At 61.9% G+C, this 20,678-nt stretch carries 16 protein-coding genes and 1 pseudogene; 8 read left to right on the top strand and 9 right to left on the bottom strand.

The genetic code is table 11. The features are described from left to right. Positions 1-3: 3 nt before the first annotated feature. Complete coding sequence (locus tag CWC48_RS29010; RefSeq protein WP_100491017.1) at positions 4-849, bottom strand: ABC transporter permease; 846 nt, start codon at positions 847-849, stop codon at positions 4-6. After that, entirely contained in the window at positions 846-1,874 is a 1,029-nt protein-coding gene (locus CWC48_RS29005) for an ABC transporter ATP-binding protein (protein ID WP_078047944.1), read from the bottom strand. Before CWC48_RS29005 ends, CWC48_RS29010 begins: the two co-directional genes overlap by 4 nt. 243 nt (positions 1,875-2,117) lie before the next feature. Between CWC48_RS29005 and CWC48_RS29000 the strand changes: the two genes are divergently transcribed. Beyond that, positions 2,118-2,948 (top strand): IclR family transcriptional regulator, encoded by an 831-nt coding sequence (locus CWC48_RS29000; protein WP_100491016.1) that lies wholly within the window; start codon positions 2,118-2,120, stop codon positions 2,946-2,948. Positions 2,949-3,082: 134 nt separating this feature from the next. Here CWC48_RS29000 and CWC48_RS28995 read toward each other — a convergent pair whose 3' ends face one another. Then, entirely contained in the window at positions 3,083-3,748 is a 666-nt protein-coding gene (locus CWC48_RS28995) for a response regulator (RefSeq protein WP_078047946.1), read from the bottom strand. Continuing rightward, positions 3,723-7,106, bottom strand: a complete 3,384-nt coding sequence (locus tag CWC48_RS28990) for an ATP-binding protein (protein WP_100491015.1) — start codon at positions 7,104-7,106, stop codon at positions 3,723-3,725. The genes CWC48_RS28995 and CWC48_RS28990 overlap by 26 nt, the downstream gene beginning before the upstream one ends. A 301-nt stretch (positions 7,107-7,407) precedes the next feature. On the opposite strand from CWC48_RS28990, the gene urtA reads away from it, so the two are divergent. The 6 genes from urtA to CWC48_RS28960 all read left to right on the top strand — a co-directional run bounded on the left by urtA (position 7,408) and on the right by CWC48_RS28960 (position 13,729). Next, the gene (gene urtA, locus CWC48_RS28985) at positions 7,408-8,616 is read left to right on the top strand and encodes an urea ABC transporter substrate-binding protein (protein ID WP_065906042.1); all 1,209 of its coding nucleotides are present in this window, start codon (positions 7,408-7,410) and stop codon (positions 8,614-8,616) included. Positions 8,617-8,788: 172 nt separating this feature from the next. After that, a complete protein-coding gene (urtB, locus tag CWC48_RS28980) occupies positions 8,789-9,706 on the top strand; it encodes an urea ABC transporter permease subunit UrtB (protein WP_069023195.1) in 918 nt (305 codons plus the stop codon). A gap of 10 nt (positions 9,707-9,716) precedes the next feature. After that, positions 9,717-10,880 (top strand): urea ABC transporter permease subunit UrtC, encoded by a 1,164-nt coding sequence (urtC, locus tag CWC48_RS28975; protein WP_099492469.1) that lies wholly within the window; start codon positions 9,717-9,719, stop codon positions 10,878-10,880. Further along, a complete protein-coding gene (gene urtD / locus CWC48_RS28970; protein WP_025855702.1) occupies positions 10,877-11,635 on the top strand; it encodes an urea ABC transporter ATP-binding protein UrtD in 759 nt (252 codons plus the stop codon). The genes urtC and urtD overlap by 4 nt, the downstream gene beginning before the upstream one ends. Before the next feature lie 10 nt (positions 11,636-11,645). Next, complete coding sequence (gene urtE, locus CWC48_RS28965; protein ID WP_078047950.1) at positions 11,646-12,335, top strand: urea ABC transporter ATP-binding subunit UrtE; 690 nt, start codon at positions 11,646-11,648, stop codon at positions 12,333-12,335. Between the two features lie 281 nt (positions 12,336-12,616). Further along, positions 12,617-13,729, top strand: coding sequence for a hypothetical protein (locus tag CWC48_RS28960; protein WP_100491014.1), 1,113 nt, complete (start codon positions 12,617-12,619; stop codon positions 13,727-13,729). Between the two features lie 98 nt (positions 13,730-13,827). Here CWC48_RS28960 and CWC48_RS28955 read toward each other — a convergent pair whose 3' ends face one another. The 3 genes from CWC48_RS28955 to CWC48_RS28945 all read right to left on the bottom strand — a co-directional run bounded on the left by CWC48_RS28955 (position 13,828) and on the right by CWC48_RS28945 (position 18,052). Beyond that, positions 13,828-15,216 (bottom strand): lyase family protein, encoded by a 1,389-nt coding sequence (locus CWC48_RS28955; protein WP_100491013.1) that lies wholly within the window; start codon positions 15,214-15,216, stop codon positions 13,828-13,830. An 11-nt stretch (positions 15,217-15,227) separates the two neighbouring features. After that, positions 15,228-16,532: a cation:dicarboxylate symporter family transporter gene (locus CWC48_RS28950; RefSeq protein ID WP_099492465.1), complete on the bottom strand. Its 1,305-nt coding sequence runs from the start codon at positions 16,530-16,532 to the stop codon at positions 15,228-15,230. A 164-nt stretch (positions 16,533-16,696) separates the two neighbouring features. After that, the gene (locus CWC48_RS28945; protein ID WP_100491012.1) at positions 16,697-18,052 is read right to left on the bottom strand and encodes an adenylosuccinate lyase family protein; all 1,356 of its coding nucleotides are present in this window, start codon (positions 18,050-18,052) and stop codon (positions 16,697-16,699) included. A gap of 113 nt (positions 18,053-18,165) precedes the next feature. On the opposite strand from CWC48_RS28945, the gene CWC48_RS28940 reads away from it, so the two are divergent. Continuing rightward, positions 18,166-18,897 (top strand): GntR family transcriptional regulator, encoded by a 732-nt coding sequence (locus CWC48_RS28940; RefSeq protein ID WP_177409514.1) that lies wholly within the window; start codon positions 18,166-18,168, stop codon positions 18,895-18,897. On the opposite strand, the gene CWC48_RS31005 is transcribed toward CWC48_RS28940, so the two are convergent. Both CWC48_RS31005 and CWC48_RS31000 read right to left on the bottom strand, forming a co-directional pair. After that, the gene (locus CWC48_RS31005) at positions 18,894-19,601 is read right to left on the bottom strand and encodes a methyl-accepting chemotaxis protein (protein ID WP_371857081.1); all 708 of its coding nucleotides are present in this window, start codon (positions 19,599-19,601) and stop codon (positions 18,894-18,896) included. The genes CWC48_RS28940 and CWC48_RS31005 overlap by 4 nt on opposite strands. Before the next feature lie 417 nt (positions 19,602-20,018). Next, positions 20,019-20,510: pseudogene (locus CWC48_RS31000) on the bottom strand (MCP four helix bundle domain-containing protein); the annotation flags it as partial. Positions 20,511-20,678: the final 168 nt, after the last annotated feature.

The raw sequence follows: 20,678 nt of genomic DNA, 5'->3' as shown, positions 1-20,678 counted from the left end.
CGCTTAAACCCCCAGGGACTTTTTGTAGCGGCCTTCGACCATGCGGTTCCAGCTCAGCATGATCAGCAGATTGACCAACAGCAGCACCACCGCGATGGTCGCGCCCATGGGCCAGTTGAGTTCCGAGAGGTACTGGTCGTACACCACCGTGGCGACCATTTTCAGGCGACGCCCGCCGAGCAGGCCGGGGATCGCAAAAGAACTGGCGGCCAGGCCGAACACGATCAGGGTGCCGGACAGCACGCCGGGCATGACCTGCGGCAACACGATCTTGCGCATCACCGTGGCCTGGCTGGCGCCCAGGGACAACGCCGCCTGTTCAGCCGACGGGTCGAGCTTCTGCAGGGAGGTCCACACCGGGATGATCATGAACGGCAGCATCACGTGCACCAGGGCGATGATCACCGCGAACGGCGTGTACAGCAGCTTCACCGGGCGCCCGCCGAGGAATTGGATGACCTGGTTCACCAATCCGTCCGCGCCGAGCAACAGGCTCCAACCAAAGGCGCGCACCACCACCGAAATCAGCAGTGGCGTAAGGATCAGGATCAGGAAGATCGAACGCCACGGCGTGCCCATGCGGCTGAGAATGTAGGCCTCGGGCACGCCGATCACCACGCATAACAGCGTGACCAGCGCGCTGATCCAAAAGGTGCGCCAGAAGATTTCGTAGAAGTACGAATCACTGAACAGCGACAGGTAATGCGCGAAGGTCCACTCATCGGCCTTCACGCCCACCTGGTAGTCGAACACGTTGAACGACAGCACCAGCGTCAGGCCCAGCGGCAGGATCAGCAGCCCGGCAAACAACGCCAGCGCCGGCAGCGAGAGCAGGTAGCCGCGGCTCATGGGTGCACCTCATCCGCGGCCAACACACGCAACAGGCTGGCGTGCCAGTCCAGGCCCACCGCTGTGCCGCAACGCAGCGGCGCGTTGCCGTCGTTGCTGCGCACCACGGTGACTTCGCCGAGGGCGGTGTCGATGTGGTACAGCCACTGGCTGCCAAAGAAGTAGCGATTGATGACCTGGCCTTGCAGGCGACCTGTGCCTGCATCCACCAATTGGATCTTTTCCGGGCGCAGGCTCAGGGTCAGTTCGCCGTCGCCGCTTTCGTGGCGTACTTGCGGGCTTCCCAGCGGGTCGTAGTCGCCCGGCAGCAGGTTGGCCTTGCCGACAAAGTCCGAGATGAAGCGCGTACGCGGGTGCTCGTAGAGCTTGTAGGGCGCGTCGATCTGGGTCACGCGCCCGGCCTGCATCACCACCACGCGGTCGCTGATCGACAGCGCCTCAGCCTGGTCGTGGGTGACCATCAAGGTGGTGATTCCGACGGCGCACTGGATGCGGCGGATCTCGAACTGCATTTCTTCGCGCAGGTTGGCGTCGAGGTTGGACAGCGGTTCATCGAGCAGCAACACCGGCGGTTCGATCACCAAGGCGCGGGCCAGGGCCACGCGCTGGCGCTGACCGCCGGACAGCTCCCGTGGGTAACGGTCGGCGTGCGGTGCCAGGCGCACCAGTTCGAGCACGGTCTTGACCTTGCTGGCGATCTCGCTGGCCGGCACTTTACGCATCTTCAGGCCGAAGGCGACGTTGTCGCGCACGCTCATGTGCGGGAACAGTGCGTAGCTCTGGAACACCACGCCCAGGCCACGGCTGGCGGGTTTGGCGTGGGTGATGTCGCGGCCGTCGAGCAGGATCTGCCCGCCGCTGACATCGACGAAGCCAGCGATCATTTGCAGGGTGGTGGTCTTGCCGCAACCCGAAGGGCCGAGCAGGGAAACGAATTCGCCTTTTTCCACCGCAAGGTCGGTGGCGACCACCGCATCGACGGCGCCGTAGCGTTTGCTCAGGGCGTTGAGTTGGAGAAATGCCATGTCTGCGTTCCACCTTTTTTTGAGTCGCGTCGAAACGCGCTTTTTTGTTTTGGGCAGATGCGAAAAGGGTGTTGCGGGTGCGTTGGCGCTCGATCTCAAGTCGGCTGCCGGTTGTTGTTCATTTCGCCCCTGTGGACGCAGATTAGGACGAAGACTAGGATGGGCGGAAGATGGAATTTCACTGAACGGACTATTATTTTCAAATTTATTCACTCACCGGAATTTACAAAGGGATTGGTTGTTATGGATTCCACTGATCGAAATGAAAGCAGTAGGGAAGTCGGGGCGGGCGCTGTCTCTCGTCTGTTCGCGCTGCTGCGAACCCTGGGTGAAGTGCCGGAGGGTGGCGAACGCGTTACGCAGCTCGCGCAACAGGTGGGCCTGTCCCAACCCACCACGCACCGGCTGCTGCGCAGCCTGATTGACGAAGGCATGGTCGAGCAGGACGCACGCAGCAAGCGCTATCGCCTCAGCCTGGAGTTTTTCGCCCTGGCGGCGAATGCGGGCAAGACCGGCAACCTGCGCGACCTGGTGCGGCCGAGCATGCTGCGCCTGAGTGCTTCATTGGGGGATTCGCTGTTCCTGCTGGCGCGCAGTGGCTTCGACGCGATCTGCCTGGACCGCAGCGAAGGCCCGTACCCGATCCGCACCTTCACCGGCGATATCGGCGGGCGCGTGGCATTGGGCGTGGGGCAGGGCAGCCTGGCGATCCTGGCGTTCTTGCCAGAGGAAGAGCGTGAAACGGTGATCCGCTACAACCTGCCACGGCTCAAGGACTTCCACCTGTATGACGAAGTGCTGTTGCGCTCGGAAGTGGAGAACGTGCGCAACCTGGGGTATGCGGCCCGCAATACTGGGGTGCTGGAAGGCATGGCCGGGTTGGCGGTGCCGATCCTCAACCGCGACGGGCACGCGGTGGCGGCGTTGAGTGTGGCGACCATCAGCGACCGCCTGGGGCCGAGCCGGTTGCCCATGGTGGTGGAGTTGCTCAAGCGCGAGGCAGCGGCGATCGGGCCACGCATCAATCCGTTTGATCCGACGTTGAGGCGGCCCTCACACACCTTTGGCGGGTGACGATTTCAGCCACGATAAAGATCAAAAAAGGTGGGAGCGGGCTTGCTCGCGAATGCGGTGGGTCAGCCAAGGATATGTCAACGGATACTCCGTATTCGCGAGCAAGCCCGCTCCCACACAAGCCCCACACACATTTAGATGGCAGCTAGGGCGACAGAGGTGGCCGCTGTGCGGGTTTCCACGCCGAGCTTCACATACACATGCTCCAGGTGCTTGTTCACCGTCCTCGGACTCAACCCCAGAATATCGCCGATATCCCGATTGGTTTTCCCGCAGGCCACCCAGCGCAGCACTTCTACCTCGCGCTCGGTCAGTTGGAACCGGGCCGACAGCAGGCGTTGGGCCGGTGCATCTTCGAGCGTCAGCACACTCGGCTGCTGCGCCTCCCGCGCCGAGAGCAAAATGCGCGAGGTGCGCAAATGCGCCGCCACCCGCGCCAGTACCTCGTCAGTCTGGATCGGCTTGGTCACGTAGTCACTGCCCCCCACTTCAAAGCCCTGCACCACGTGCTTGGTGTCGGTCAGCCCGGTCATGAACACCACCGGAATATCCGCACTGGCGGGTTGCGCCTTGAGCCGACGGCAGGTTTCGAAGCCGTCCAGGCCGGGCATCATCGCGTCCAGCAGGATCAGGTCCGGGCGCCGGCGTTGCACGCGGTTCAACGCGCTGAGCCCGTCAAGGGCCACCAACACCATGTAGCCGGCGTCGTCGAGGGCATCGGAGAGCATCGCCAGGTTGTCCGGGGTGTCGTCCACGATCAGCACGACGCCGGGTTCAGTGCTGCGGGTGAGTGCATTCATCTTCGGCCTCCTTGAGGGTTCGGTTGAGTTCATCCAGGCGGAAACCCTTGAGCAAACCACGCACCTTGCTGATGAAAGGCTCGGTATCGGGGTGGTGCGCAAGGATCGTGTCGAGTTTTTCGTGCAGGCCGCGCACGTAGCCGATAGCGCTGAGTTCGGCGAGGGCCGCCAGGTCTTCCGGGCTGGGCAACACGCTGGGTGGCGGTGGCGGCACCCGGCTCTTGGTGCGCCGCAGCCAGTGCAGGTCCAGGTGCTGTTGCAAACGCCCAAGCAGTTCCGGCGTGCGCACGGGCTTGGCCAGGTAGTCGTTGCACGCGGCGGCAATGCTGCGTTCGCGGTCGTCGGTAAAGGCATTGGCCGAAATCACGATAATCGGCGCCGTGGACAGCGCATTACGCCGGATCAGGCGGCTGGTTTCGTAGCCATCCAGGGTCGGCATCGACAGGTCCATCAGGATCAGGTCCGGCGCCAGCAATGCCACCTGGCGGATCGCGTCCTGGCCATTGCTGGCCTGGATCACTTCGAACCCCAGGGGCGTGAGCATGCCGCTGAGCACCTTGCGATGGTCCACATGGTCATCCACCACCAGGATGCGTCGCCGCGCCCCCTGATAGCCGATGATGTCGTGTTCCACATGCACCACCGCCTGCGGCGCGCGCACCTGGGACAAGAACAGCCGCACCTGGAAGCAGGTGCCCTTGTCCAGCTCGCTGGTCACCCGCAGCTCGCCGCCCATCAATGAGGTGAGCATGCGCGTGATGGTCAGGCCCAGGCCCACGCCGTTGTCCTGGCGCATCAGGTCGCCACGTTCGAACGGCTGGAATATCCGCTCCAACTGCCCCGGATCAATGCCGATGCCGGTGTCGATAATCTCGAAGTTGGCGGTCTCGCGCATATAACTGACCCGCAGGCGCACCTCGCCGCTGTCGGTGAAGTTCACCGCGTTGCCCAGTAGGTTGATCAGGATCTGGCGTACGCGTTTTTCATCGCCGCGCACCACCGCCGGGATCTTGCCCACGCAATCCAGGCGAAAGCGCAGGCCCTTGTCCTGGGCTTGCGGGGTGAACATCTGTTCCAGGTCATGGAGCAGCTCGGGGAAGGGGATTTCAGTCAGTTCCAGGCGCAATTTGCCAGCTTCGATCTTGGCCACATCCAGCAAGCCATCGATCAACGAGACCAAGTGCGAGCCACTGCGCAGGATGGTCGCGAGTGCATCCTGGTGCTGCTCGGGCATGGCGCTGTCGCGCTGCAGGATCTGGGTGAAGCCTAAGATGCTGTTCAGCGGCGTGCGCAGCTCATGGGACAGCCCGGTAACGTAGCGGCTCTTGGCGGCATTCGCCGCCTCGGAAGCTTCCTTGGCTTGCTGCAGGGCCTGGTCGGTGAGGCTGTGGGCGTCGATTTCCTGCATCAGCAGCAGGGTCTGGCGGTCGGATTCCTCCTGGGCCACGCCACGGCTTTCGCGGGTCAGCACCACCCACCAGGCGAGCACGGCGGCCAGTACCGAGAGGGTCAGGAACGCCTTGAAGAATGCCTGGTACAGGGTTTCCGAATGGGGCAAACCCTGGGCCGCCTGCACATAGATCAAGGCCAATGCGCCGGCAAGCATCAACACCAGCGCCAGCAACAACCCCAGGTAATGGGCCAGGCGCGTGTGCAGGCGCGGCATCATCGTATTGGGCAGCAACCAGCGCAACACACCTTCGAACTGAGTGACCAGGCGGGCGTGGGGTTTGCACCGGTCACCGCAACGCGCATCCAGCGAACAACACAGCGAGCAGATCGGCGTGCTGTAGGCCGGGCAGAACGCCATGTCCGCGGTCTCGAACGGGTTGCTGCACAAGCCGCACACCGCGTGGGTCGCCGGCGCAATCGGGTGGATCAATTGCACGTCACTGGTGCGGGCGATGTAGTACTTACCCTGGGTCAGCCAGGCCAGCAGCGGCGCCATCACCAAGGCCGTGCCCAGGGCCACGAAGGGCGGCGCCGCCTGGGCCAGGGCGCCGAACAGGCCGAAATGGGCAAGGATCGACAGCAGCGACGCAATCAGCATCGAGCCGACGCCCACCGGGTTGATGTCGTAGAGGTGCGCGCGCTTGAACTCGATGTGCTTGGGCGACAGGCCCAACGGCTTGTTGATCACCAGGTCCGCCACCAACGTGCCGATCCAGGCAATCGCGATATTGGCGTAGAGCCCGAGCACTTGGTCGATCACGTCGAACACGCCTAACTCCATCAGCATCAACGCGATGGCCACGTTGAACACCAGCCACACCACCCGGCCGGGGTGGCTGTGAGTCACGCGGGCAAAAAAATTCGACCAGGCCAGCGAGCCGGCGTAGGCATTGGTCAGGTTGATTTTCATCTGCGAGATGATCACGAACAGCACCATGGCGCCGAGTGCCCATTCTGGCGAGCTGAACACGTAGCGGAAGGCGACCAGGTACATCTGGGTCGGCTCGGCGGCGCGTTCCATGGGGATCTCATGTTGCAGCGCGAGAAACGCCAGGAATGCGCCGGCGAACATCTTCAAGGCGCCGGGGATGATCCAGCCAGGGCCGGCGCAGAGCAGGGCGGCCCACCAGCGCTTGCGGTTGGCGACGGTTTTTTCCGGCAGGAAGCGCAAGTAGTCCACCTGTTCGCCGATCTGCGTCACCAGCGACAACGCCACGGTGCAGGCCGCACAGAACGCCAACAGGTTGAAGCCGCCGCCATCACCGCTGCGCCCGACAAAGCTGGTCCAGTCGCTGAAGGCGCCGGGGTTTTTCCACGCCACAAAGCCGTACGGCAGCACCAGCAACAGCAGCCACAGCGGTTGCGTCCACAGTTGCAGGCGGCTGATCAGGGTCACGCCGTAGGCCACCAGCGGGATCACCAACAGCGAGCAAATCACATAGGCGAAGGCCAGCGGGATATGAAAATACAGCTCCAGTGCCAGGGCCATGATCGCCGCTTCCAAGGCAAAGAACAGGAAGGTGAAGCTGGCGTAGATCAGCGAGGTGATGGTGGAGCCGATGTAGCCGAAGCCGGCGCCGCGGGTCAGCAGGTCCATGTCCACGCCGTAGCGCGCCGCGTAATAGCTGATGGGCAGGCCGGTGAAAAAGATCACCAGGCTGATGGCGAGGATCGCCCAGAAGGTGTTGGTGAACCCGTAGCTCAAGGCCAACACGCCGCCGATGGCTTCCAGCGCCAGGAACGACACTGCGCCTAGGGCGGTGTTGGCAATGCGCAGCTCCGACCACTTGCGAAAGGACTTGGGGGTGTAGCGCAGGGCGTAGTCTTCCATGGTCTCGTCGGCGACCCAGGTGTTGTAGTCGCGGCGGATCTTGACGATGCGCTGGGTGCCGGAAGGTGGGTGCACGGTGGGATGGCTCCGGGAAGTGGGCAAGGTGGATGAGCAAGTTCCGTGCCCCGACTCAAAATGTGGGAGCTGGCTTGCCTGCGATGGCGGTGGGTCAGGCATGGGGAAGTCGATTGATACACCGCCCTCGCAGGCAAGCCAGCTCCCACATTGTTCGGTGCTGTCAGGGCGGGCGGGATCCTGCGCGAAAATGGTGCGCAGCGGCATACGTCAAATGACGTACGTCGTTACGTCAGGCTGCGTATACCCGCGCTGGCCCACTGCCGCCATGCTGGACCCCTCATTGCAGAGGAGTCGCCCCATGGCACCACGATTGATCCGCTCCAAACCGCTGTTGGCCTTGTCATTGCTGGCGGCCGCACTGTTCAGCCAGGGCGTGCTGGCCGATAACGAAGGCCTGGCCGTGACCCCGACGGAGGTCACCGTCGGCCAGTTGCACTCGGCCACCGGCACCATGGCGATTTCCGAAACCGGCTCGATCCAGGCCGAACGCCTGGCCATCGAACAGATCAACGCTTCGGGCGGGATCCTGGGACGGCAGATCAAGGTGATCCAGGAAGACGGTGCGTCCGACTGGCCGACCTTCGCCGAAAAAGCCAAGAAACTGCTGGTCAACGACAAGGTTGCCGCCGTGTTCGGCTGCTGGACGTCGGCCTCGCGCAAAGCCGTGCTGCCGATCTTCGAGAAAGAAAATGGCCTGCTCTACTACCCGACCTTCTATGAAGGCCTGGAACAGTCGAAAAACGTGATCTACACCGGCCAGGAAGCCACCCAGCAGATCCTCGCCAGCCTCGACTGGATCGCCAAGACCAAGGGCGCCAAGACCTTCTACCTGGTCGGTTCCGACTACATCTGGCCGCGCACCTCAATGAAGATTGCGCGCAAGCACATCGAAAACGTCCTGCACGGCACTGTGGTCGGCGAAGACTACTACCCGTTGGGCAACACCCAGTTCGGCTCGCTGATCAACAAGGTCAAGCTGAAAAAGCCTGACGTGGTGTTCGCGGCGGTGGTGGGCGGCTCCAACGTGGCGTTCTACAAGCAACTCAACGCGGCGGGCGTGAACTCGTCCAAGCAGACCTTGTTGACCCTGTCGGTGACCGAGGACGAACTGCTCGGCATCGGCGGTGAAAACATGGCCGGTTTCTATGCCTCGATGAAGTACTTCCAGAGCCTGGACAACCCGAACAACAAAGCCTTCGTCGAGGCCTTCAAGGCCAAATATGGCAAGGACGCCGTGATCGGCGACGTGACCCAGGCGGCCTACCTCGGCCCTTGGCTATGGAAAGCAGCGGTGGAGAAAGCGGGCAGTTTCGACGTGGATAAAGTCGTGGCCGCATCGCCTGGCATCGAGCTCAAAACCGCGCCGGAAGGCTACGTGAAGATCCATGAGAACCATCACCTGTGGAGCAAGTCGCGCATTGGTGAGGTGCAGCCCAACGGCCAGTTCAAGGTGATCTACGAGTCGGATTTGATCGAGCCGAACCCGTTCCCTAAAGGCTACCAATAACCCAAGGTCTGGCATTGATCCAACGGTGGGAACTGGCTTTGTGTGGGAGCTGGCTTGCCTGCGATGCAGGCGACTCGGTTTTGCAGTTGAACCGAGGTGATGCCATCGCAGGCAAGCCAGCTCCCACTTAAAGCAGATTGCAATTCAACCTGGCTCTCAGGAGACCATCATCATGGAATGGCTATCGGAATTTGGAGCCATCGCGGCGATGCAGGGGTTCAACGGCTTGTCCGTGTTCTGCGTGCTGTTGCTGATGGCATTGGGGCTGGCGATTATCTTTGGCCAGATGGGCGTGATCAACATGGCCCATGGTGAGTTCCTGACCATCGGCGCCTACACCACCTACGTGTGTTCCAGCCTCACGGCGCACTTTGCACCGAGCTTCCAACCCTATTACTTCTTCTTCGCCATTGCCCTGTCATTCCTCGTCGCCGGCGCCATCGGCTGGCTGGTGGAATGGGCGATGATCAGCCGCTTGTACAAGCGCCCGCTGGACACCTTACTCGCCACCTGGGGCTTGTCGCTGGTGATGCAGCAGACCTTCCGTTCGGTGTTCGGCGCCCGTGAAGTCAGCGCCGAACCGCCGGCCTGGCTGATGGGATCGGTGAATTTCACCGATGCCATCGAGATCCCGCGCAACGGCCTGTTCATGATGGCCCTGACCTTGCTGCTCACTGCGGCAATCTTCCTGATGCTCTACCGCTCGCGCTGGGGCCTGCAGGTGCGCGCTACGGTGCAGAACCGCTTGATGAGCCGTGCGGTGGGCATCAATACACGCAAGGTCGACCGCATGACCTTCGCCCTCGGTTGCGGCGTCGCCGGGGTGGCCGGTGCGGCGTTCACCACCATCGGTTCCACCGGGCCGACGGCGGGTTCGCAGTACATCGTCGACACCTTCCTGGTGGTGGTGTTCGGCGGCGCGCAAAGCCTGTTCGGCACCATCGCATCGGCCTTTGTGATTGCCCAGACCCAATCGCTGTCGGAGTTTTTCCTCAGTGGCTCGATGGCCAAGGTACTCACCTTGTCCTCGGTGATTCTGATCCTGATGCTGCGCCCGCAAGGGTTGTTTTCCATCAAAGTGCGCAAGTAGAGGCGACCGGATGAAGGCTCTAGACAAGCTGCTGGGCGGCCAGCAAAACCTGATCGGCATCGTGTTGCTGGCGCTGTTGATCCTGGTGGTATTCCCCCTGACCCTGGACGCGTTCCGCCTGAACATGGTCGGCAAATACCTGACCTACGCGTTTGTCGCGGTCGGCCTGGTGTTGTGCTGGGGCTATGGCGGCATTCTCAGCCTGGGGCAGGGTGTGTTCTTCGGGGTGGGTGGCTACTGCATGGCGATGTTCCTCAAGCTTGAGGCCTCGGACCCGCAGAGCACCAAGATCCAGTCCACACCGGGCATTCCGGACTTCATGGACTGGAACCAGATCACCGAACTGCCGTGGTTGTGGCAACCGTTCCACAGCTTCAGCTTTACCCTGGTGGCGGTGATCGCGGTGCCGGTGCTGCTCGCGTTCATCATCGGCATGGCGCTGTTCAAGCGGCGCGTGGGCGATGTGTATTTCTCCATCGTCACCCAGGCGATTGCGCTGATCCTTACGGTGCTGATCGTCGGCCAGCAAGGCCTGACCGGTGGCGTCAACGGCATTACCGACCTCAAGACCCTGCTTGGCTGGGACCTGCGCACCGACAGCGCAAAGATGATCCTGTACTTCATCAACGCCGGGTTGCTGTTCGGCTGCATCTTCATTGGCCGGTTCATCCTCGCGTCCAAGCTTGGCCGGTTGTTGATGGCGATGCGCGACAAGGAAGAACGCGTGCGTTTTTCCGGGTATGACGTGGCCAGCTTCAAGATCTTCGTGTTCTGCGTGGCCGCCGCGTTCTCGGCGATTGGCGGGGCGATGTTTGCCTTGCAGGTGGGCTTTATGTCGCCGTCGTTCGTGGGCATCGTGCCGTCGATCGAGATGGTGATCTTTGCGGCGGTGGGCGGGCGCATGTCGCTGCTCGGCGCGGTGTATGGCGCGCTGCTGGTGAACTACGGCAAGACCTACTTTTCCGAGTCTTTCCCCGAGTTGTGGTTGTACCTGATGGGCGGGCTGTTCATTGCGGTGGTGATGTACTTCCCCAACGGCCTGGCTGGTTTGTGGGACAGCCATGGGCGCCAGGCGCTGGCCAAAGTGCTGCGGCGCAAACCCCTGGCGGCAGCCCCGGCGAAACCGCCGGTTAAACCCAAGGCCAACAGCAAGATCCTGGAGACCCAGCCATGACCGCCGTCGGCTTTGAAATGAAAAAACCGGTGCTGGCCATCGAAGGTCTCACCGTGTCGTTCGACGGCTTCAAGGCGGTCGATAACCTCAACCTGTATATCGACCGCAATGAAGTGCGCGTGGTGATCGGTCCCAATGGCGCCGGCAAGACCACCGTGCTTGACCTGATCTGCGGCAAGACCCGCGCCACCAGCGGCAGCATCCAGTTTGACGGCCAGGAACTGACCAAGATGCGCGAGTACAACATCGTGCGTGCCGGTGTGGGCCGCAAGTTCCAGAACCCGTCGATCTACGAAAACCTCACGGTGTTCGAGAACCTGGAGATGTCTTACCCGGCCGGGCGCAAGGTATGGGGTGCGTTGTTCTTCAAGCGCAACGCCCAGGTGATCGCACGGGTGGAGGAGGTGGCGCGGGAGATCTTCCTCGGCGACCTGCTGCAACAACAGGCCGACCTGCTGTCCCACGGGCAGAAGCAGTGGCTGGAGATTGGCATGCTGCTGATGCAGGACCCCGAGTTATTGATGTTGGATGAACCGGTGGCGGGCATGAGCGTCAACGAGCGCGCGCAAACCGCCGAGCTGCTCAACCGCATCAGCCAGGGCCGTTCGGTGCTGGTGATCGAGCACGACATGGAGTTCGTCAAAAGCATCGCCCACAAGGTCACGGTGCTGCACCAGGGCAAGGTGCTGGCCGAGGGCAGCATGGAGTCGGTGCAAAGCAACCCGAAAGTCATCGAAGTGTATTTGGGCCACTGAGGAGCTGCGCATGTTCAAGATCGACCAGTTGTCCTGCGGCTACGGGCAGAGCCAGATCCTTCACGACCTGGACCTGAACGTCGCCAAGCGCGAGATCGTCGCGGTGATGGGCCGCAATGGCATGGGCAAGACCACCTTGTTCAAGAGCCTGATGGGCATCCTCCCGCAGTGGAAAGGCCAGGTGAGTGTGGACGGGCACGATGTGTCGACGCTGGAAACCCATGAGCGGGTGGAGCGTGGTATCGCCTATGTGCCCCAGGGCCGCATGATTTTCCCGAGCATGACGGTGCTGGAAAACATCCAGACTGGCCTGCCGGCGTCGGCGCGAGGCAAGGTGCCCGAGGACCTGTACGCGCTGTTCCCGGTGCTCTACGACATGCAATCGCGCAAGGGCGGCAACCTGTCTGGCGGGCAGCAACAGCAGTTGGCGATTGCCCGGGCGTTGGCCACCAACCCCAAGGTGCTGTTGCTGGATGAACCGACCGAGGGCATCCAGCCCTCGATCATCAAGGACATCGCGCGCACGCTGAAGGAAATTCGCAACCTGCGCGACTTGACCATCGTGGTCTCCGAGCAGGTGCTGTCGTTCACCCTGGAAATTGCCGATCGTTTCCTGGTGATCGAGAAAGGGCGATTTGTGATTGAGGAAACCCGGGATCGAGTGGATGAAGCAACGATCAGTCGGTATTTATCGGTTTAATCGTGCCGGTTCTTATCGGCTGAAGCGATGTACGGGTAAGTTTTCCTGCCTGTCAGAGTCGCAGTGACCTGCACGTAACGGAACCATTTCTTCGCCTATTGCCACAGATGGAGGCTGATCAAAAGCCGGTTCAGGCGTTGGTCACGTTCCATGCATTAACTATTTGAGGTGTTGCGATGATAAATACTCCGTTCGGTCAACCGACGCCGGTTCACTACCCGCAATCTCCCCTCGCGTTCGGTAGGACCGGGTTTGCTAATCAGCCCAGTATGAACCCACCCATGATGGACTATCGCGGAGCCCCCCATTCAGTGGTGGCGCGGGAATTTGCCGGTGCCTACCCTTATTTTCAGGGAGAGTCCGGATTCGTCACGCGGGACGTTCTTCAGCACGCTGCCAACCGCCCTTTGACCGGCAACCCGGTAGACGACCCGATGACCCGACTGGCCAGGGAGATACTCAGCCGGCCTGGAATGAGTAGCTTGCTCGATGGCGTCAACCATGGCGGTCATCAAGACGGGCTGATCAGCCTGGGAGATGCTCATGCAGCGGTCGACATGTACGAAGCGGACGAGTCCTCTCGCTTACAGAACGAACCGATGGCGTATAACGCTGGCGCACGGGGCGGCTATGAGCGGTATTCCGGTGGCATGCAGCGCCATCGTGTTGAAAATGGATATGGTGAGAGCGGGGCCTACACTCGTCACCCGGTATTCGACAACCGTGCGATCGGTCAGCCGTTCTCCAGGGGGGCGTATGAGCCGTCGTATGACGGTCGCATGAGTCCACAGAATAACGCGCTCGCTAATGACTTCAAGTGCGCCAAATACTCGGATCTGGCGACGGAGCTGGGCAATAATTTTGATTACTTCAAACCCAACGAGCACAGCAAGATAACTCAGAACTCGCTTCGTGAAGTCGCAGGTCGGCCTTTGACTGGCAATCCGGTTGATGACCGGATGACCCTCCTGGGTAGGGAAATCCTCAGTCGACCGGAATTGAATAGAAAACTGGATTCCGACCACGATTTTGACAAATCTGACGGCCTTATTGGGCGCGACACCATTGAAAGGCTGTCCAGTCGGAAGGCTGAGCCAAACTATGAACAAATGAATGATGTGGAATTGCTTGAAGCGGTGAAAGGAAAGTTCAAACAGTACTGGGGTAGAGACGACTACATCAGCTTCGACAGTCTGGAAAAAGCGGCTGCAGAGTCCCCGCCCACGGATCGAACTCGACTCGCGGCTGCATTGCTCCATCGTCCGGGCCTGATGAAAGAACTGGATATTGGCACTAAGGGCAATGGCCGCAGGGGCGACGAAGATCAAAGGTTTGATAGGGTCAATGTCGACTACGTGATTGCAGAAAAAAAAGCGCACTCGTCGAGGGGGTGAGTGTGCTCCGGTGCAGCCCAGGCCATGGTCTGCACCGTTAATTTGAGACCACCGGCTCACCGGTCGTGCTCACGCCTCAACAGCGCAGCGTGCATTGATCAGCCAGGGTTGATCATCCTTTCCGGCCGCACCCGTTGCTCGTAGTCTTCGGCGGTGATCAGCCCCAACTGCACCGCCGCCTCCTTCGGCGACAAGCCTTCATCCGCCGCCTTGCGGGTGATCTGCGCCACGCGGTCATAACCCAGCACCGGGTTCAGCACCGTCGCCATCAATAATGAATGTTCAACGTTGCGCGCCAGTTGCGGGCGGTTCACCTCCAGGCCGTCCAGCAGCTTGTGGGTGAACAGACTGACGCAGTCGCTGAGCACATCGATCGAGTGCAGTAGGTTGTGGATCAGCACTGGTTTGGCCACGTTCAATTCGAAGGTGCTGGACGCCCCCGCCAGGGTAATGGTGGTGTGGTTGCCCATCACCTGCATCGCCGCCTGCACCAGCACCTCGGCGATGGTCGGGTTGCGTTTGCCGGGCATGATCGAGGAGGTCAGGCCATCGTCGGGCACGATCAATTCGCCCAGGCCGCAGCGCGGGCCCGAGCCGAGCAGGCGGATGTCATTGGCGATCTTGGTCAGTGACACCGCCAGCACATTCAGCGCACCGGAGGCCTCTACCAGTGCGTCGTGGGTGCCCATGCCTTCGAACTTGCAAGGGTTGGTTTCGAACGTAATGCCTGTGAGGTGGCTGATTTCCTCGCAGAACGCCAGGTCGAAACCTGTCGGTGTATTCAGCCCTGTGCCCACCGCCGTGCCGCCCTGGGGCAGCAGAAGCAGGCGCGGCATACAGGCTTCGATGCGTGCGATGCCGTGCTGGATCTGGTGGGCAAATGCGCCGAAGGCCTGGCCTTGGCTCATGGGCACCGCATCCATCAAGTGGGTACGACCGATTTTCAGCACCTCCTGCCAGGCATCGGCCTTGGCGGTCAGTGCGTCGGCCAGTTGGCTGAGGGCAGGCAGCAGGCGGCCACGCAGTTCCAGCACGGTGGTCAGGTGCATCACCGTGGGGAAGCTGTCGTTGGACGACTGCGAGCGGTTCACATGGTCGTTGGGGTGCACCGGCGACTTGCTGCCCAGTCCGCCGCCAAGCGCGAGGTTAGCGCGGTTGGCGATTACCTCGTTGGCGTTCATGTTGGTCTGGGTGCCGGAGCCGGTTTGCCAGATCGACAGCGGGAAGTGGTGGTCAAGGTCGCCCCTGGCCAACTCTTCGGCGGCCTGGTCGATCGCATGCGCCAGGGCCGGCGCCAGGGTGCCAAGGCGTGCATTGGCGCGGGCACACGCACGTTTTTGCTGGCCAAAGGCGCGGATCAGGCTGGCAGGGAACGGCTGTTTGCCGCCGAACACCTCCAATGCCCGCTGGGTTTGCGCGCCCCAGTAACGGTCGACCGGTATGGACACCGGGCCGAACGCGTCGTGTTCGATTCGCAGAGTGGTCATCAAGGAGCCCCTTAAAGCGCAGCGCCGGCGGCACGCCCGAGTACGCGTTGGTATTCATCCTGGGCGGTCTGCTGGGAGAACTCGCCGGACCATTTCGACACCACCACCGTCGCCACGCTGTTGCCGATGGTGTTGCAGGTGGCGATGGCCATCGACATGAAGCGGTACACGCCAAACAGCAGCGCCAGGCCTTCTGCCGGCAGCACGCCGATAGCGGTAACCGTCGCGGCGAACACCACGAAGCTGCCACCCGACACCGCCGCCGCGCCCTTGGACGTCACCAGCATGATCGCGATGATGCCCAATTGTTGTTCCCAGCTCAGCGGCACCCCGTAGGCATTGGCGATAAACAACACGCACAGCGACATGTAGATCGAGGTGCCGTCGAGGTTGAACGCATAGCCGGTGGGCAGTACCAGGCCGACGCTTTGCTTGGAACAGCCGAATTTTTCGAGTTTTTGCAGCAGGCGCGGCAGGGCGCTTTCCGACGAAGCGGTGCCGAGCACGATGAAGATTTCATCCTTGATGTAAGTGAGGAAGCGCCACAGGCTGAAGCCGCTCAACCGGCACACGGCGCCCAGCACCACAAAGATGAAGAACGCGATGCCGACGTAGAACATTAACACCAGGTTGGCCAGGGACATCAGCACCGCCGTGCCGTTGCTGCCCACGGCGTAAGCCACCGAACCGAAGGCACCCAGGGGCGCGAACTTCATGATCAGGTTGATGAACTCGAAGAAGCACTCGGAGATGCGGTTCAGGCCGTCTTCGATCACTTCGCGGCGCTCGGGCTTCAACGCCAGCAGAGCGAAGCCGAACAGCACCGAGATCACCAGCACTTGCAGCAACTGGCCGCCGGCGAAGGCACCGACGAAATTGTCCGGGAAGATGCCGTAGATAAAGTCCATGGTCGACGCGGGCGCATGCCCCTTGGCCACGGCGGCACTCGCGGCGGCCGCGGTGGCGCTGCTCGGGTGGGCGTCGTGCATGCCGGAGCCGATCTGCAGCAGGTTGCCCCACAACAGGCCGATGGCCAGGGCGATGGTGGAGACCACTTCGAAATAGATCAAGGCGCGCAGGCCGACTTTGCCGACGCGTTTGATATCACCGGCTGAAGCGATGCCGTGGACCACGGTGAAAAACACCAGCGGCGCGACAGCGGTCTTGATCAGCTTGAGGAAAATGTCGCCGAGGATCTTGAAACTGGCAGCCAGCTCCGGGGCGAGAAAGCCGAAGGCAATGCCGAGGAACATGGCGGCGACGACCTGAAAGGTCAGGTCCTTGTAGAGCGGTTTTTTTCCGGGGGTGGATGACATGTCTGTGATCTCATTGTTGTTATGGTTCGGTGTGACGCTGGAGATCCCAGTGTGGGAGCGGGCTTGCTCGCGAATGCGGTGCATCAGTCAACCCATTCATCAACCGACAGATCGCTTTCGCGAGCAAGCCCGCTCCCACAGTTAGATCTCCATTGGATTTGGGATCAGCGTTTGACTGGGCCGGGGCGTGCCAGCGCGATATCCACCATCTGCGGCGCCAGCCCCAGGTAGTTGGCCGGGTCGGTCAGGCGCTGCAGGTCGGCCAGGTCCAGTTGCGCAGTGGCTTCACCCTGGGCGAGCAGGGCGTCGAGCAGGCTGGTGCCCTGGTCATTGGCCATGCGGCAGGCGGCATACACCACGTCATGGGCCACTTGGCGGCCGAGGGCCGGGGCGAGTCCCATCATTACGGCTTCGGCGACGATCAAGCCCTGGGTCATGTCGAGATTTTTGCGCATGCGTTCGGGGCGCACTTCCAGGCCGGCGAGCATGAAGGTTGCCTGGCCCAGGGACGCGGCGCTGAGGGCGAAGGCTTCGGGGATGGCGATCCACTCCGCCTGCCACGGGCCGGTGGAGCGTTCGAAATCCTGGATCATCGCGTCGAGCATTAGCCCGGCGTGTTGGCGCACGCCCTTGGCGGCGGCATACATCAGCTCGCAGGAAATCGGGTTGCGCTTCTGCGGCATGGTGCTGCTGGCGCCACGGCCCTTGACGAAGGGTTCATACACTTCGCCCAGCTCGCTGGTCATCATCATCATGATGTCGAGGGCGATCTTGCCCAGGGAACCGGTGACCAGGCCGAGAAAGTTCAGGGTCTCGGCCAGCCCATCGCGGGCCACATGCCAGGTGGCTTGCGGTACGCCCAGGCCGAGTTCGGCCATCAACGCTTCCTGCACCTCCAGGCCCTTGTCGCCCAGGGAAGCAAGGGTGCCGGCGGCCCCGGCGAACTGGCCGATCTCAACGCGTGGCCGCAGTTGCACCAGGCGCTCGGCGTGGCGGTCGAACATGCTCAGCCACACCGCGCACTTGTAGCCGAAGGTGATCGGCAGCGCGTGCTGCAAGTGCGTGCGACCGGCCATGGGCGTGTCGCGATAGCGCTCGGCCAGGCCGGCGAGCAGGCCGCGCACGGTCTGGATGTCCCGCTCGACGATAGCCAGCGCGGCGCGTACTTGCAGGACCACGGCGGTGTCCATGATGTCCTGGGTGGTCGCGCCCCAATGCACATAGCGGCCAGCTTCGCCGCAGATGTTCGACAGTTGCTCCACCAGCGGCAGGATCGGGTAGCCGACGATCTCGGTCTCGTGTTGCATCAGCGCCAGGTCCAGCGCCTCGTACTGCGACAGCGCGGCGATCTGCTCGGCGGCGTCCGCCGGGATCACGCCGCAACGCGCTTCAGCGCGGGCCAGGGCCACTTCCACTTCGATGTAGCGTTCGATCAGGGCTTTATCGGAGAACACGCCGCGCATTTCGGCGGTGCCGAACATGTCGCGGAACAGGGCGGAATCAAAAACGGTACTCGACATGGGAAAATCCTAATTGTTATTTTTAAACCATACATATTTAATATGTCCGTACATTATGATTACGCCTGTGCTGATACACTGTCAACTCGACAACGAGGGTAAAAATGGAAAGCGTGAGCCAGAGGCGTTATGCGGCGGTGGCCAAGGACTTGATCGACCAGATAGGCAGCGGCCATTACCCGGTAGGGTCGTTGTTGCCGACGGAATTCGAACTCTGCTCGCTGTACGCGGTGAGCCGGCACACTGTGCGCGCGGCCATCGACCAGTTGCAGGGCCAGGGCATGGTCTCGCGGCGCAAGCGCGTGGGCACGCGGGTCGAAGCCGCTTCACCCCAGGGCGGGTATTCCCAGGCGATGGCATCGGTGGCCGACCTGGTGCAAGTGGCCGAAACCCATATCCGTGATATCCAGGCGGTGCGCGAGTTCGTCGCCGATATCGCCCTGGCCCGGCGCCTGGGGCTGGAGCCGGGCGGGCATTACTTCTGCGTGTCGAGCATCAAGGTTGATGCCAGCGCCGGCAACGCGCCGTTGTGCTGGACCGACGTGTACGCCGAGCAGGCCTTTGCCGAAGTGATTCCCGCAGCACGCAAGCACCCGGACGAACTGATCGCCGCGCTGATCGGCAAGGCGTTCTCGCGGCATATCGATGTGGTGGACCAGCAGGTGCGCCCGGTGCAACTGTCGGCCGAATTGGCTGCCAGCCTCAAGGCGCAGGGCGGCGCGCTGGGGCTCAACATCATCCGCCAGTACCGTGACGAGGCCGGTGGGGTGATTGCGGTGTCGGAAACGGTCTACCCGGCAGACCGTTTCACCCTGACCATGCAGATGAAGCGCGACAAACTCTAGGCCACGTTGAAAAACGCCACCTGGGTGCTCAGGCGATCCGCCAGCTCCGCCAGTTCGTGATTGGCGTTTTCCACCTGCTCGGAGCCGGCGGCCGATTGCACGGTGGAGCCGTGGATACGCGTGACGTTCTGCGCCACCTCTTCGGCGGCCGCGCTTTGCTGCACCGAAGCACTGGCGATCTGCGCGTTCATGGCATTGATCGCGCCGACTTCCTGGCTGATCTTGCCCAGCGCCAACTGGGAGTCGCGGGTCTGCGTCACGGTGACCTGGGCCAGGCTGCGGCTGCGTTGCATGATGTCGGCGGCGTGCTGGGTGCCGCTCTGCAACTTGCCGATCATGTCGCGGATTTCCTGGGTGGACTCCTGGGTGCGCGTCGCCAGGGAGCGGACTTCATCGGCTACCACCGCAAATCCGCGACCATGTTCACCGGCACGCGCGGCCTCAATCGCGGCGTTCAGCGCCAGCAGGTTGGTCTGGGCGGCGATGGCGTTGATCACTTCGATCACGGTTTCGATGTTTTCACTGTCGCTGGACACCTGGTTGACCCGGCTGGTGGCCTGGTCGAGGATCGTCGCCAGTTCCTCGATGGCCACGGTCACTTCGCCCACCAGGCGGTGGCCACTGTCCACTTCGGCGTCGGCCAGGATAGTCGCCTTGGATGCGGCGGAGGCATAGCCCGAAACCTCGCTGACCGAGGCGGCCATTTGCGTAATCGCGGCTGCCACATGTTGGGCTTCGCTGGTCTGCAAGTTGATCTGCTGGCGGTTATCGCTGGCCACCGACAACAGGGTGACCGAAGAATGGCGTAAGGCCTGGGCTGCCGAGCGCACTTCACTGATGGTGTCGCTCAGGCGCGCCAGGGCGTTTTTCAGGATGCCCATTACGCTGTCAGGGTAGCGGGTTTCGATGCGCTGGTTCAGTTCGCCATTGGCCAGGCGGCGGATCGCCTCGGCGACGTCCTCCGGTTCTGCGCCCAGGGTGGACTTGACCTTGCGGATAATCAGCAATGACACCAGCACGCTCAAGAGAATCGCGACGGCGCTGGCCAGCACCATCAGCACCGCAAAGTTGCTGGCAGCCGATTGGACGGTGTCCAGGCGTTGCTTGATTTGCGCTTCTTCGAAGTCGATCAGTGCATTCACGCGTTTGAGCCACTCGGTGTAGTGGGCCGAGGCCTGGGCCAGCAGCAGGTCCTGGGCCCCGGCGATGTCATTGCTGCGACGCAGGTTGATCACCCGCTCGGTGGAGGCCAGGGCCTGGGTCTCGATGGCCTTGATATCACCCAGCAGGCGGGTTTCCTCGGCGCTGGCGGCGGTGTTGGCGAACAGGCGATCCATCATCGCGGCGGAGTCCTGGTAATCGCGCTTGAGCTGGTCGATCTCGGCCAGGTGGCGGTTGAGCGCCGGTTCATCCTTGACCAATACCGCGTCGCGAATGGCGATGGCGCGGTTGTGCACGCTGCCTCGGAAGTTGATCGCGTAGCGCTGGACCACGGCGGCTTTTTCACCGACATCCTTGAGCGTGCTGTCGATAAAACCCACACGTTGAATACCGACGGCAGTGATCAGCACCAGCAACGACAGGGTGGACGCGAAGCCCAATCCGATACGCATCGCCAACGACACAGGTTTTTTCATGGAAAGCTCGATATTCAAGGGGTTAGGAGTGATGGCTAAAAGCTATCTTCGCCGTGGAATCTAACCACCCGCCTGCCAGGCGTCCAATCAGTAAATACTGAAACTGTCATCGAGCGAATTGATGGAATAAAACCGCGACACCGT

Source organism: Pseudomonas sp. S10E 269, from assembly GCF_002798465.1.
Lineage (GTDB): Bacteria > Pseudomonadota > Gammaproteobacteria > Pseudomonadales > Pseudomonadaceae > Aquipseudomonas > Aquipseudomonas pergaminensis.
This window is presented reverse-complemented; position numbering and strand designations above follow the sequence as displayed.

Coding starts and splice junctions, on each gene's coding strand:
- urtA (WP_065906042.1), top strand. CDS start 7,408: ATGGCACCACGATTGATCCGCTCCAAACCGCTGTTGGCCTTGTCATTG.
- CWC48_RS29005 (WP_078047944.1), bottom strand. CDS start 1,874: ATGGCATTTCTCCAACTCAACGCCCTGAGCAAACGCTACGGCGCCGTC.
- CWC48_RS28995 (WP_078047946.1), bottom strand. CDS start 3,748: ATGAATGCACTCACCCGCAGCACTGAACCCGGCGTCGTGCTGATCGTG.
- urtE (WP_078047950.1), top strand. CDS start 11,646: ATGTTCAAGATCGACCAGTTGTCCTGCGGCTACGGGCAGAGCCAGATC.
- CWC48_RS28960 (WP_100491014.1), top strand. CDS start 12,617: ATGATGGACTATCGCGGAGCCCCCCATTCAGTGGTGGCGCGGGAATTT.
- urtD (WP_025855702.1), top strand. CDS start 10,877: ATGACCGCCGTCGGCTTTGAAATGAAAAAACCGGTGCTGGCCATCGAA.
- CWC48_RS29000 (WP_100491016.1), top strand. CDS start 2,118: ATGGATTCCACTGATCGAAATGAAAGCAGTAGGGAAGTCGGGGCGGGC.
- CWC48_RS28945 (WP_100491012.1), bottom strand. CDS start 18,052: ATGTCGAGTACCGTTTTTGATTCCGCCCTGTTCCGCGACATGTTCGGC.
- CWC48_RS29010 (WP_100491017.1), bottom strand. CDS start 849: ATGAGCCGCGGCTACCTGCTCTCGCTGCCGGCGCTGGCGTTGTTTGCC.
- urtB (WP_069023195.1), top strand. CDS start 8,789: ATGGAATGGCTATCGGAATTTGGAGCCATCGCGGCGATGCAGGGGTTC.
- urtC (WP_099492469.1), top strand. CDS start 9,717: ATGAAGGCTCTAGACAAGCTGCTGGGCGGCCAGCAAAACCTGATCGGC.
- CWC48_RS28950 (WP_099492465.1), bottom strand. CDS start 16,532: ATGTCATCCACCCCCGGAAAAAAACCGCTCTACAAGGACCTGACCTTT.
- CWC48_RS28955 (WP_100491013.1), bottom strand. CDS start 15,216: ATGACCACTCTGCGAATCGAACACGACGCGTTCGGCCCGGTGTCCATA.
- CWC48_RS31005 (WP_371857081.1), bottom strand. CDS start 19,601: ATGGCCGCCTCGGTCAGCGAGGTTTCGGGCTATGCCTCCGCCGCATCC.